This is a genomic window from Bacteroides cellulosilyticus DSM 14838 (assembly GCF_000158035.1).
GTDB classification, from domain to species: Bacteria; Bacteroidota; Bacteroidia; order Bacteroidales; family Bacteroidaceae; genus Bacteroides; species Bacteroides cellulosilyticus.
Genome location: NZ_EQ973491.1, coordinates 1183664 through 1197368 on the forward strand (window position 1 = coordinate 1183664; position 13705 = coordinate 1197368).

Annotated in this window: 9 protein-coding genes and 3 pseudogenes; 6 read left to right on the top strand and 6 right to left on the bottom strand. The window is 43.1% G+C overall.

Annotated features, from left to right (window positions below; translation table 11 throughout):
* Positions 1-334 precede the first annotated feature (334 nt).
* Positions 335-592: pseudogene (locus BACCELL_RS26325) on the bottom strand (Arm DNA-binding domain-containing protein); the annotation flags it as partial.
* 822 nt (positions 593-1414) lie between these two features.
* Here BACCELL_RS26325 and BACCELL_RS16825 point away from each other — a divergent pair.
* The 3 genes and pseudogenes from BACCELL_RS16825 (at position 1415) to BACCELL_RS16835 (ending at position 4830) form a co-directional block, all read left to right on the top strand.
* A pseudogene (locus tag BACCELL_RS16825) lies at positions 1415-2102 on the top strand (metallophosphoesterase).
* A gap of 171 nt (positions 2103-2273) precedes the next feature.
* Positions 2274-2705, top strand: a complete 432-nt coding sequence (locus BACCELL_RS16830) for a hypothetical protein (protein WP_236100732.1) — start codon at positions 2274-2276, stop codon at positions 2703-2705.
* 919 nt (positions 2706-3624) lie between these two features.
* Positions 3625-4830, top strand: coding sequence for an IS256 family transposase (locus BACCELL_RS16835; protein ID WP_007213150.1), 1206 nt, complete (start codon positions 3625-3627; stop codon positions 4828-4830).
* Positions 4831-4928: 98 nt separating this feature from the next.
* Here BACCELL_RS16835 and mnmE read toward each other — a convergent pair whose 3' ends face one another.
* The gene (mnmE, locus tag BACCELL_RS16840; RefSeq protein WP_044154079.1) at positions 4929-6326 is read right to left on the bottom strand and encodes a tRNA uridine-5-carboxymethylaminomethyl(34) synthesis GTPase MnmE; all 1398 of its coding nucleotides are present in this window, start codon (positions 6324-6326) and stop codon (positions 4929-4931) included.
* A 113-nt stretch (positions 6327-6439) separates the two neighbouring features.
* Here mnmE and BACCELL_RS16845 point away from each other — a divergent pair, with 113 nt between their 5' ends.
* The gene (locus tag BACCELL_RS16845; protein WP_007213152.1) at positions 6440-8398 is read left to right on the top strand and encodes a PAS domain-containing hybrid sensor histidine kinase/response regulator; all 1959 of its coding nucleotides are present in this window, start codon (positions 6440-6442) and stop codon (positions 8396-8398) included.
* Positions 8399-8409: 11 nt separating this feature from the next.
* Here BACCELL_RS16845 and BACCELL_RS16850 read toward each other — a convergent pair whose 3' ends face one another.
* The 4 genes and pseudogenes from BACCELL_RS16850 to BACCELL_RS16865 all read right to left on the bottom strand — a co-directional run bounded on the left by BACCELL_RS16850 (position 8410) and on the right by BACCELL_RS16865 (position 12323).
* The gene (locus BACCELL_RS16850; RefSeq protein ID WP_029427709.1) at positions 8410-9288 is read right to left on the bottom strand and encodes a nucleoside phosphorylase; all 879 of its coding nucleotides are present in this window, start codon (positions 9286-9288) and stop codon (positions 8410-8412) included.
* A 100-nt stretch (positions 9289-9388) separates the two neighbouring features.
* Positions 9389-10390 (bottom strand): flotillin-like protein FloA, encoded by a 1002-nt coding sequence (gene floA / locus BACCELL_RS16855; RefSeq protein ID WP_007213154.1) that lies wholly within the window; start codon positions 10388-10390, stop codon positions 9389-9391.
* 26 nt (positions 10391-10416) lie between these two features.
* A pseudogene (locus BACCELL_RS16860) lies at positions 10417-10886 on the bottom strand (NfeD family protein).
* Between the two features lie 6 nt (positions 10887-10892).
* Positions 10893-12323 carry a tetratricopeptide repeat protein gene (locus tag BACCELL_RS16865; RefSeq protein ID WP_007213156.1) on the bottom strand — a complete coding sequence of 477 codons (1431 nt, stop codon included), beginning with the start codon at positions 12321-12323 and terminating at the stop codon, positions 10893-10895.
* A 234-nt stretch (positions 12324-12557) separates the two neighbouring features.
* On the opposite strand from BACCELL_RS16865, the gene BACCELL_RS16870 reads away from it, so the two are divergent.
* Both BACCELL_RS16870 and BACCELL_RS16875 read left to right on the top strand, forming a co-directional pair.
* Positions 12558-13313, top strand: a complete 756-nt coding sequence (locus BACCELL_RS16870; RefSeq protein ID WP_007213157.1) for a tRNA 2-thiocytidine(32) synthetase TtcA — start codon at positions 12558-12560, stop codon at positions 13311-13313.
* A 30-nt stretch (positions 13314-13343) separates the two neighbouring features.
* The coding region (locus BACCELL_RS16875; protein WP_007213158.1) for a DMT family protein at positions 13344-13705 on the top strand (362 nt) is incomplete at its 3' end.

The window sequence follows — 13705 nt, forward strand, 5'->3', positions numbered from 1 at the left end:
TTGCTCCCCCAATGGTAGATCGTGTAATCAGACTCGTGGAACGGATGGTACGGAGGCGTAACATGGTCGGGCGTTTCACAGATGGGAACCTTCACTTCAAACAGCATCGTGACTACCGTCGGCAACAGCGGTTCCGTCGGCGGTGGTCCGGGTGGAAGGCCCTGGGGCTGGTAGAACCGTACGATATGATAACGGGTGGCAAAAAGCTTCTCCTGTCACGCTCTGGTGTGGCGGGAGAAACTGTATAAAGATGGATTGGGAAGTAAAAATGAGGCTATCAAATGGCACGGATACTCCCTGAACAGCCATGCTGCCTGTGTATTTTATATGGACCTTTTCTATCTGACAGGCGTTGATAATGTTCGATGATTTGAGCCTTGATGTTATCCAAAGCCAAATTGATGCCTCGTGCCTCCTTGCCCTTTTCTTTAGCTCGGTTTTTCGTATCCCAAAAAACTTTGGAGATGGTCTGTTTGTAACTGAATTGGACTACAGGGGCGTTGGTTGCTACTCTTCCCATAATGGGAACAATACCGTTTTTCTCCTTGTTTCCGTTCATGTAGAACAGCATCTTAAATGTACTTCGCATCATCTAGCTCTTTTGGATTACAAGATTAGTTATCAGTGAGTTATACATCGTTATGCAGAAGATCGAAACATTCTCTAACGACCAAGAAATTCACCCAATCATCGGGTAATGATTTGAAAACTGTTCCGTTTCATTACCTTGCGCTCCCTTGTTTTTTTGACAAGGTGAGTTTGTCTGTGGTTTTCTTCATAAGTCATTGAACATTAGTGCTACCCTCATCATTTCCCGTTTTCATTGGATTTTTCCAGAGATTATTTTGTAACTTTGCCACACAATTGAGAAACGTATAAAATACAATGCAGCAAAATAAAATGAACATATCATCAAATACATTATATCGAAGCACATCATGTTTTGAGCGTATGTCATATATTCATACTTCAGGCATTGAATTATTAGATAAATTCAAAAACACTTTCCAACGAACGTTTTATAAACAGGTCGGGATATATTAGATGCAGATCTCCCTTATAGAAAAGATAAATTGAAGCCGTTGGAAAGTCCTTACTACACTTTTCTACGGCTTTGTTTTAGATTTTTATCTACAATAAACGCTGCGCCTCAGCATATCACGAGCAATGCTCGGTTCTGTGTTCGGCTTGCAGTTTTTTTACTCATTGGTGACGTTCGTATCATACGCCCTTCTCCGTCATTTTTGTTTATGGATGTTGTAAAATTTTTATTGACCGCACAGTGATGCGCACAAAAAAGAAGATTATGGATTATAAATTTGACGGAAGCAGGGTGTTCTTTACATCCGATACCCACTTCAACCATACCACTATTATCAGGTTTTGCAACAGGCTCTTCAAGGATGTGGTTCACATGAATGAAACGATTATTTCCAACTGGAACAGAGTGGTTGATTCGGATGGTATCGTGTTTCATTTGGGCGACTTCTGGCTGGGAGATTCTGCCAATTATCGTCAGGCACTTATTGTTCCCGGAAACCATGAATACTATAATTATTGCGATGTGATGGATAGAGGGTTGCAATGGAAATGGCTGTTCAAGGAGAATGTAGGGTATTATCAGAATCAAGTGGTATGGATAGATGATACTGATTTATCATAAGTACTTTGTGGTCACGTATCCATCCAAATGACGAGTATTTTGTGTGGAAAGGCATGAATGATTTTAAACAGATCAAATTCGATGGGAAACTGCTGCAGGTGGAGGAGTTCAATCGAATGCATGAAATCTGCATTGATTTTATAAGGAGAAGTCTCATGAAGAATACGGCTAGCCATATTGTGGTGGTTACCCATCACCTGTCTACTCTTTGTGTTGTAGCTTTGTAACATAAGGATTCTGTACTGAACAGCGCCTTGCCTCCGAATATGGTGACCTGATTGCCGACAGCTAGATCGATGTCTGGATATATGGTCATTCACATGCCAATATCGGCACAGAAATAGGAAATATCCGGGTAATATGCAATCAGATGGGATATGTTTTTGAAGACGAGCATCTGATGAATGGATTTGATCCGGGCAAGTATATTGATATTTAAGGAGAATAAAGAAATCTGCAATCTTCCATATCAGCAGTGGATTGGAAGGATACAAGAAAGGACTTTAACAGGATAGAGCCGAGATTCAGGATTAAGACAAAGGATGGAGAAATTTCTATAAAAGCTTTGGAAGATTGCGTGAACGGACGTTCTTCGTCTTCTTTAGAGACTATGACAATACGACAGTATTGCAAATATTTCCGTATAGCGCACGAAGTGTATGAGTTGTTCTATAGAAATTTGCCTGTCAGCAGATACACCCGAACCGAACAGACAGATATCCCGAATGAATTGAATGACGTACTCTATTATAATCGAATGAAGTTTACAAATATTGATGAGCAGTACGATGTTGATAGCCTGGATGATTTCATCCGGGCTGGCAAGGATCATTACAGTGAACTGGTCCTTTCCCGCCTGAATATCTTTACGTCAGATACAGAGTGCCCAGGATGGGTGATTGTCGTTTCCAACAGTTATTCTGCCAATGCCGACAAGCTTCTGAAGATATTTGAGGAAGAAGATTATGTCAGGTTGGTTCCTGATTCATATCATAACTATATGGGCTGTCAAGAGGAAGGCTTCGTTTATGAGTTACCGTAGGAATATGAATGTAGCGAAGATGGCAGGTTATCCCTGACTGCTGAGCAGTACAAAGAGATTGTTTCGCTTGCTGAATGGTAGAAAGAGGAGAAGATCAAGGTTGATTAATTTCATTTTTCATTTAACATACATCTGGCAATCCGTTTGGTTCGTCAGTAACATGCAAATTATTGGCACTGATTCGAAATAGTGCCGATAATTTGCACAATTCTGATATTTCAAATATGACTTAATCAAATTCTAATTAACAGATATTGTTCGATGCAATAGAATTCCCTACGATAGATGAAAGAATAAGAAACCTTTTTAATATGATAGATTGGATGAGATATCTTCTATCAGTTTCATTAGATGGAGATCAAGAATGGTATTCAATAATGAAATAATAAGTTATAAATGGTGTAAAATTCTATTGGCATATCGAGGATGATTTCACTAAGCTCGGAGTCCGTTGATAACAACTTCTAGAATTGCTGAAATAAGTAACGAGAATATTTATCTAACATTCTAAACGGAATATCATTTGTAGTAACTTCAGCTATAGATGTTTTGTTTATATTTGGCTGTATATCATTATTATAACATTTGTACATATTCACAAATAAGAGATTCAAACAGCTTTATGAAATGATAATTGTCTCTGATTTTGCCTGATTTGATAGGAATAAGTCTTCAAATTGCATTGAGGGACATAAATTTGTCCCCCGTGTGCGACTTGAGGGACAAATGGGGGGCAAAAATGCTAAAAAATAATTATAACAAGAGAAAATACGAGTAAAAAAAGAAAATGGAGTAATGCTTTGAAGTGGCTGATTTAACTCATTTTAGGGACTCTCCATCATATTGTGTAAATAGAAAACTACGGGATTCTTCTCGTAGTTTTTTATTTATATATTAACTTTGTAAAAAAGCAGATTTTATGGACATCCCAAAAGAATTTTTAAGTAAAGAGTTCCTGTCTCAGTTTAAGACAGGTGAAGATGTTACCGCTTTCATGAAAGAGCTTCATACTCGTGTCTATGAGCAAATGTTAGAAGCTGAACTTGATAACCACTTAGGTTATGAGAAACACTCCAATCAAGGGGATCATAGTGGCAACTCCCGCAATGGTAGTTATAAGAATCAGATTCAAACAGAGATGGGAGAATCTGTTATTCAGGTTCCCCGTGATAGAAAAAGTGAATTTGAGCCAGTTGTACTCCCTAAGCATCAATCCCGTGGCTTGTCTATTGAACGTCTTGTAATCTCTCTTTATGCCAAAGGCATGAGCGTATCTGACATTGAGTCAGAAATGCAAGAAATATACGGTATCAATCTTTCCACCTCCGCTATCTCTATTATTACCAATAAAGTCAGCCAGGCTGCTTCAGAGTGGCAGAATCGTCCTTTGGAGAGCTTATATATGATTGTCTGGATGGATGGTATCGTATTTAAAGTCAGGGAAAATGGTAAGGTCATCAACAAGACCGTTTATTTATGTGTAGGTCTAAATAAGGAAGGCTTGAAAGAGGTATTGGGCATGTGGGTTGGTAAAAATGAGAGCGCTGCCTTCTGGATGGGCGTTTTAACGGATCTCAAAGCTCGTGGTCTAGAAGATATACTGATTACGGTTACTGATAATCTGAATGGATTTACAGAAACTATCAAGAGTGTGTTTCCAACATCTACCACTCAAATATGCGTAGTGCATCAAATAAGAAACTCCTGTCGGTATGTGGTCTGGAAAGAAAAAAAGGAGTTTATTTCTGATTTAAAAAATATCTATAATGCACCTACTAAAGAAGCCGCAAAGATGGAGTTGGACAACTTTGAGCAAAAATGGGGGACTAAATATCCATATGCGATACGCTCCTGGAGAAATAATTGGGAAGAACTCACCGTATTCTTTGACTTCCCGGTTGAAATTAGAAAGATCATATATACAACGAATCTCATTGAGAATCTGAACGGAAAAATTAGAAAGTACACCAAAAACAAGCTATCATTCCCAAATGATGATGCCTTGAAAAAGTTTGTGTATCTGGCGATTACAGAAATAGAAAAGAAATGGTATCAACCTATTTGGAATTGGGCATTGATTTTTAATCAATTTATAACTATATTTGAAAACAGGATTCAAGTATAAAACTCGAATCCTCTAGTTTTCTATTTACACAAAATCGGGGACAGTGCCTCATTTTACGACTTTATGTTTTCTCTTTTTATGATTTTGTTTTCATTTGATTATTTGCCGATACAAAAATGTTGAAATATATTTTGTAGCACCATATCATTCGTCACCTCCCCCGCGATGTCGCTCAAATGGAAGATGCACTCCCTGATGTCCTGGGCCACGAAGTCTCCTGAAAGATTGTTTGCCAATCCCTGTTGTACGCGTCTGATGGCTTCTAAAGCATGCGTAAGGGCTTCGTAATGGCGGGCATTGGTCACTATCACGTCGTTCTGGGTTATCGTAGGCAGATTGGCGGCGGCTATAAGTTTCTTCTGAAGCACATCCGTATTTTGCCTTTTCTTGGCGGAAATAAAAATACATTCGGCGTCAGGAATGATGGAAGAGGCCGCAGACAGCACCTCACCAGAATGAGCCGTGCCCAACAAATCCGCTTTGTTGAATACCAATATCAAATGCTTTCTTTCCAGACGCGGAAGTATCTGCCCCGATAGCTGATTCATTTGCGACGTTGCGTCCGTTGCATCAATCATCCAAAGCACGATCTCCGCTTGTTCCAGTTTTTGGAACGTGCGCTCTATGCCCAGACTCTCAATCGTATCATTGGTTTCGCGGATACCTGCCGTGTCAATGAAACGGAAAGTAATACCGCCGATATTGGTCGTATCTTCAATCACATCGCGTGTAGTGCCGTGAATATCGCTCACGATAGCCTTGTCCTCGTTCAGCAATACATTGAGAAGCGTTGATTTCCCGGCATTCGTTTCGCCGATGATGGCCACCGGTACGCCGTTTTTGATCGCATTTCCTACACTGAACGAATGTACCAGTTGGGAAATGACCCCCTCGATATGATCCGCCAATCGGCAAAGTTCCGTTCTGTCCGCAAACTCCAACTCTTCATGGTCGCTGAAATCCAGTTCCAGCTCAATCAGTGAAGTGAAGTGTAGCAACTGGTTGCGTAGCTTCGTAAGCTCCTTGCTGAATCCGCCACGCATCTGGCTCATGGCAAGGCGGTGGGTGGCGGCAGATGAAGAAGCAATCAGGTCCGCCACGGCTTCGGCCTGGCTCAAATCCATCTTGCCATTGAGAAAGGCGCGTTGCGTGTATTCTCCCGGTCCCGCCAGGCGGCAACCGTGCTTGATGAGCAATTGCAAAACCTGTTGCAAGATATAGCTCGAACCGTGGCAGGTGATCTCCGTACTATCTTCGCCCGTGTAAGAGTGCGGGGCGCGAAACAGGCTGACAAGAACCTCGTCGATGATTTCCTCTCCATCGTGTATCTTCCCGAAAGTCAGTGTATAAGGTTTGCAATCCGCCAGCGTTTTACCGGATTTTGCCGGGGTGAAAATGTGGCTGGTGATACGAATGGCGTCCGCTCCTGAGACGCGAATGCTTCCGATTGCTCCTCCTTGGGCCGTGGCAATGGCACAGATGGTATCCTGATTCATCATAAAAATTGTTATTTGAGTTGCAAAGATAGCCTTTTGGGGTAAAAAAAAGAACGCGATTGTATATTACTTACTCTTTTTTATTACATTTGCTCAATTTTCGTAGCCTTTACATGATACACTTTGTTATTATGGCGCAAGACAAAATAAAAATGCATGATTCCGCTTCTCATACTACCGAGAAAGACGAGAACACGGAACTACTGAAAGAGAAATTATTGAAGGTCAACTCCGTTCTGGCTGCCCATCAAATTGCTCTCTGGGAGATAAATATCAATACCCTGGAGTGCACTTTCACTCAGGAATATTTCGAAAGTTTAGGCTTGGATAAAGTCGGCATCCGTTATCAGAATTTGGAAGAGTTCTGTAGCTTTGTGCATCCCGATGATAAGCATTTGGTGTCGTTGGAGGGCTTTCAAAAGAAATTGGATGGCTTTGATGAGTCCAATGTCTTACGGGTGCGTTGCGTAGGTGCGCATGGCGAAATAGTCTGGTTGGAGGACCACCTCTTATCTGTAGAGAAAGATAAAAGTGGAAATCCGGAAAGGCTCTTATGCTATACTGTGAATGTCACCGGGCAGTGCGAACGCGAAGCACACATATCGCGCGTGGAAGAGCGAAACCGGAAGATAATACAGGCATTGCCTGAATTTATATTTATTTTGGATCAGGATTTCTTCATCACCGACGTGTTAATGTCTTCTGACACCATTTTGCTCCATCCCGTTGAACAGCTACGGGGAGCGGACGGGCGCACCATCTATTCTCCCGAAGTCAGCGACCTGTTTCTACGGAACATACGTCAATGCCTCGAAGACGGGGAGTTGAAGGAGATAGAGTATCCCCTGGATGTGGATGATTGCGAAAGGCATTATTTCCAGGCACGCATCGCTCCGTTCGAAGATAATAAAGTGATGGCATTGATACACGATATCGGTGACAGGGTGCAACGCTCCAATGAACTCATCGAGGCGAAGCAACGGGCAGAAGAGGCTGACCGCATGAAATCGGTGTTCCTGGCCAATATGAGCCACGAAATCCGCACTCCTTTGAATGCTATCGTGGGATTCTCTGAAATCATAGCTTTGACGGAAGATGAAGTGGAGAAAGCCGAATATCTGAACATCATCCAGAAGAATAGCAACCTGTTGTTGCAACTCATAAATGACATTCTGGATCTTTCCCGCATCGAGTCGGGAAAATCGGAAATGAACTTCCAGTTGGTCGAAATGACCGGACTGATTGACGAAGTGGAGAAAGTGCATCGCCTGAAAATGAAAACGGGCATCCGACTGAATGTGATGCGTCCCGATGAGGAAATCTGGATTATGGTGGACCGGAACAGGATTACTCAAGTGCTGTTCAACTTCCTCTCCAATGCCATTAAGAATACCCATGAAGGGGCCATCACCCTGGGGTTGGAGGTCTGCGGAGAATGGTTGAAGGTGTATGTAACGGATACCGGTTGCGGCATTGCAAAGGAGAAATTGCCCTTGATTTTCAACCGTTTTGAAAAGCTGAACGATTTTGTTCAGGGCACGGGTCTGGGGCTTCCCATTTGCCAGAGCATCGTGGAGAGATTGGGAGGAAAGATTTCCGTAGAGTCCGAAGTAGGAGTGGGGAGCACTTTCGTGATGACCCTTCCTTACCGCCAGTTTGTGTTGGGAGCGGATGGTGAACCTGTTGAAATCAATGCCCACGTAGAGCGAAGATCAGACGGCAGGAAGAAAATTCTGATAGCCGAAGATACGGAGTCTAACTTTATGCAGATAAACATTTTGCTGAAGAAGGACTACACCATTTCGTGGGTTACCAATGGCGAAGAGGCCGTAAATAGTTTCTTGCGCGAGCGTCCCGACCTGATATTGATGGACATCCGCATGCCGGTGATGAACGGTATTCAGGCTACGGAAAAGATACGTACCATCGACATCGATCTGCCTATCGTTGCGGTGACGGCCAATGCTTTCCTGATAGAACAACAACAAGCATTAGCCGCCGGATGCAATGATATTATTGCCAAACCATATACTTACGAAAGATTGAAGGAAACAATCATCAAGTATATTTGAGTGGGTGTTTCTTAGATTCTGTCCAGTACGGTTTTTATCAAAGTGTCAATCGTATTCTTGTAGCCCGTATTGGCTTCTTTAATCAACCGGTTGGCTATGACCATGCATACCGTGGTCGCCTTATGTCCCATCAGGCGGCTCAAACCGGCCAGTGCGGAGCTTTCCATCTCGAAGTTCGTAATGCGATAGCCATTGTGTTCAAAGTTCTCGATCTTTTCATTTTGCTTCGGGTCGGCCAGCGGAATGCGTAGTTCGCGTCCTTGCGGGCCAAAGAAACCACCGGCGGCAATCGTTACACCGCGTACCATATCGTCTCCGGCAATGCGCTCTATCAGTTCGGCATTGGCGTCGATCACGTACGGAGCAGGTGCGCACATATTCCCCGACCATCCCATGTGGTTCAGGAATGCACGTTCAAATGGCAAGTCGCACACTTCATTGCGCCCTGAATAGAAGTTCAGCAGGCCATCGAAACCAATGGACTTTTGCGAGCAGATAAATGTACCTACGGGCGTATTCGGTTGCAAACCGCCACAAGTACCGATGCGTACCAGTTCTAACTGGCGAAGTTGGGGCTTTTCTTCACGTGTGTTGAAGTCGATGTTGGCCAAGGCGTCCAGTTCGTTCATCACAATATCGATGTTGTCGCAACCAATACCCGTAGAAACCACCGTGATGCGTTTGCCCTTGTAAGTACCTGTAATGGTTTTGAACTCGCGGCTTTCCACTTCACATTCTTTATTCTCAAGGTGTGAGCCTACCAGTGCCACTCTGCCCGGGTCGCCCACCAGGATTACTTTGTCTGCCAGCCACTCAGGCTTTACGTGCAGATGAAAAACTGAACCGTCATCATTGATAATAAGTTCGGAAGATGCAAAATACTTTTTCATATTCTGGATTTTTTGGTTGATACGTTTATAAATAGAAAACGCCGGAACGGGATTACTGTTCACCGGTTCCGACGTTTTTCTGGGGCAATAATTCTACCGGTTATTTACTCAACGGCTGGTTTGAGTTGTTTCCCGATGGTTTGGCTATGGTTTCGCGCATGGAAGTATCAGCTTCGATGTTCTTCATCCGATAATAATCCATGATGCCCAGGTTGCCGTTACGGAATGCTTCTGCCATGGCCTTAGGTACTTCGGCTTCCGCCTCGATCACCTTGGCGCGTGCTTCCTGAGCTTTCGCCTTCATTTCCTGTTCGCTGGCCACGGCCATTGCACGGCGTTCCTCAGCTTTGGCCTGGGCGATATTCTTGTCGGCATTTGCCTGGTCTATCTGCAAAGCCGCACCGATGTTCTTACCTATATCGATATCAGCGATATCAATGGACAGGATTTCGAAAGCCGTACCGGCATCCAGACCTTTGCGGAGCACAAGTTTGGAGATTGAATCCGGGTTTTCCAATACTGACTTGTGGTTTTCGGACGAACCGATGGAAGATACGATACCTTCGCCTACACGGGCCAGGATAGTGTCTTCACCGGCACCACCCACCAACTGGCGGATATTGGCGCGTACCGTTACACGGGCTTTGGCTATCAACTGGATACCATCTTTTGCTACGGCGGTCACCGGAGGAGTATCGATTACTTTCGGGTTTACCGACATCTGAACGGCTTCGAACACATCACGTCCGGCAAGGTCGATTGCGGTAGCCATCTGGAAGGATAATTCAATATTAGCTTTAGAGGCAGATACCAAGGCGTGTACCACTCTTTCTACGTGTCCACCGGCCAGGTAGTGAGCTTCCAGCTCGTCGCGGGTAATGTTGCTCAATCCGGCTTTGTGTGCTTCAATCATACCCGGTACAATGATGTAGGGAGGTACGTTACGGATACGCATTAAAAACAATTGCACCAATGAAATCCTGACTCCCGAAACTTTGGCGGACAACCATAGGAAGAAAGGAACATAGTGGAAGAACAGTACGATGAAGATAATGCCTCCTATCACAAGAAAGGCAGTTAGGTACATAGTGTCTACGTTCATGATTTATAAGATATTAAGTGTGAATATTAGTCTTTTTTCTTTTCTACCATGATAACGCCGTCCGCAATACGGTTTACAATGATAGGGGTTTTTTCATTCAGAAATCCGTCCATGGATTTCACTTCCACGATGTTGCCGTCTATTTCGGCATTGCCGATCAGTGCCAGGCGTGTAATGGCCACACCCGTATCGCCTACTTTTACTTGATCCGCGGCCGTGCGGTCCACTTTCGATGTGATATTCTTCTTCAACGCCACTTTATCCAAGGTCTTGGAGCGCATGAAGAGTATCAATGAGCCTATGCAGGCTATTGCCGATACACCGAGCGTGATGAAACCAGCCGTTGTACCCAGATAGGCAAAGGCATAGTAGTTGGCATAGATCATGCAAGCTCCGGCCAAATTCCGGCTATGCTGATGCCCGGGATGACGAACAGTTCTACCAAGAACAGGATAACCGCCGCAACAATGAGTACAATGATGATAAGTATGTCCATAGTTTTCTATTTAAAGGATTGTTTTTCTGTATTACGCACTTCAATGGCGGCCTTCTCCAATTCACCTGATAATTGTTGTATCTGCTTTTCCAGGTCGAGTATGGCGGGAGCCAGTTTGGTTTTATCGCTTTCCTTGGCGCGGGAGTACAAGGAACGTTGCTCTTCCAATTTGTTTTGCTGCTGTCTGAAGCTTTTCTCCAATTGGCGGTATTTGCTGAATAAGCTCTTGGCCTGAGGAGATTTGAAATCACTCCATTGATAATACGTAGTGTGGTCATCAATTACAAATTCAAAGTCATAGCTCCGTTCGGCTTGTGGCTTTTCACTGATAGCGGCTTGCAGGCGGCGTTTGGCATCAGATACTGTATTTTGATCTACCCATGTATCTTTCAGGGAGTGAATTTGAGCAAGTCGGACAACTTTTTTCTTGTCCATAGCTTCGTAGTTATACACCCGTTTGGAAGAGTTGGGAATAAATACGTAAATACATACTTTCCCTTCCGGCTGGTAGCGATCGGAAGCAAACCATCCGAGGTTGTTGAACTCATCGATGGCAAACATATAGTCGTTATAGGGAGAATTGAATGGCATGCCCACATTCTCCGGAGTCAGATAAGTATTGGTATTCGTATTGTAGCGGGTAACGAATATGTCGTATCCACCTATTGAATTCTCACCGTCGGCGGCATAGTAGATAGTTGCACCATCCGTTAATACGTACGGATAATTGGCGTTGATGGAGTCGTTGATGCTACCGGGCAATAGGCTGCCTTTACTCCATTCGCCTTGCATCTTGTTGCGGGCAAGGATGCTGAGTTTGCCATCAGGCTGGCGTTCACCGTAATAAATCTTATTACCAAGTTCAGTTTCGTATACAGTAGCTTCTACTTCTTCTTTATTCTGGAAGAAATCGTTGTACGTGAATAATTTACCGGATTCCGAACTGATTTTATAAACTTCCAAAAAGCGGTCTTTATCCACTACGATACTATCGATAATGCACACTTCTTCAATGCCTTTCAGCATGCGGAGATTGGTCTTGCTCTTTTCCAGAAGTTTTTCAGCTTCTGCGGTAGACCTTTTTCGTTTGGAAAGATCACTGATATACTCTTCGTAACACTTGATGGCATCTTCAAAACGATACAGGTCGTTATAATTTCGTGCCAGATACAGTTGTCCGCTGGGGATACGTTTCTTAACGGCTGTTTCCAGGTATTTCAGGGCTACGTCAGGTTCTCCTGTTTCCAAGCAGCATACACCGTACCATAAATTATAATTTCCGTTTGCCGGTTGTGTCCTGACGAATTTTTTGAAAACGGGTTTGGCTTTCTCGTACTGCCCCTTGTTGTAAAAAGCTTTAGCTTGTTCCAACGTCTGTGCCGATGCACCGACTAATACGAGACAAAATAGAAGGAGTAAAATATATCTCTTTTTCATGCTAGTTATCCAACTTACAAATTCGAATGTTCAAAAATACAAATTAATCGGGAATAATGCTGCTTTCCGTTATTCTATTATGTTAATTCTTCTTTAAATCATTCTTTTCTCTTACTTTTGCAGGACAAAGAGTAAAAGAGCTATAAGCTACATGAGCTACGAGCTACAAGTAGTTGCGTAACGTCCGCATGGGACTTGTAGCTCTTAGCTTGTAACTCGTAGCTTTGAATTATTATGGCGCAATTTACTGAAGAAGAGAAGACCATCCGCCGCATAGAAAAGCGGTTTAGTAAGGGACTGGTAGAATATGGGCTGATAGAGGATGGGGATAAAATCCTCATCGGGCTTTCCGGTGGCAAAGACTCTTTGGCGTTGGTGGAATTGTTGGCAAAGCGCGCCCGTGTCTTTAAGCCCAGATTCTCCGTGGTTGCCGTTCATGTGGTTATGAAGAATATACCTTATCAGAGTGATTTAGCATATCTGCGTGAGTATGTTGAGTCGTGGAATGTCCCTTTCGTACTGTATGAGACGGAGTTCGATGCAAGTACGGATACGCGTAAGTCACCTTGTTTTCTTTGTTCATGGAATCGGCGTAAGGCGTTGTTTACTGTTGCCAAGGAACAAGGTTGTAATAAAATAGCATTGGGACATCACATGGATGATATTCTGGAAACATTATTGATGAATATCACTTTTCAGGGCGCGTTTAGTTCTATGCCTCCTCGTTTGGTAATGAAGAAGTTCGATATGACGATTATCCGTCCGATGTGTTTGGTACATGAGTCTGATTTGCTGGAACTGGCACAGATAAGGGGATATCGGAAACAGGTGAAGAATTGTCCTTATGAAGCGCAATCTCATCGAAGCAATATGAAAGACATTTTGCATCAACTGGAAGAAATGAATCCGGAAGCTCGTTATAGTCTTTGGGGAAGTATGGCAAATGTTCAGGAAGAGCTTCTTCCTAAAAAAGTTAGTAATTTAGATTAATTAATTATCGCTTAAATATTCATAACTGAAATGAAAGGTCTTTATACGATTCTGCTTTTAATTGTCTCTAATGTCTTTATGACTTTTGCTTGGTATGGTCATCTGAAGTTGCAAGACATGAAAATTATTACAAACTGGCCGCTTTATGCCATCATTTTGTTTTCGTGGAGCATTGCTCTTGCGGAATATTTCTGCTTGGTTCCGGCCAACCGTATTGGGTTTATAGGCAATGGCGGTCCTTTTTCATTGATACAGTTGAAGATAATTCAGGAGGTGATTACTCTTATTATTTTCACTGTATTTACTACTGTCCTTTTTAAAGGTGAAAGCCTGCACTGGAATCATTTTGCGGCATTCATTTGCCTGGTATTGGCAGTGTATTTTGTATTCTA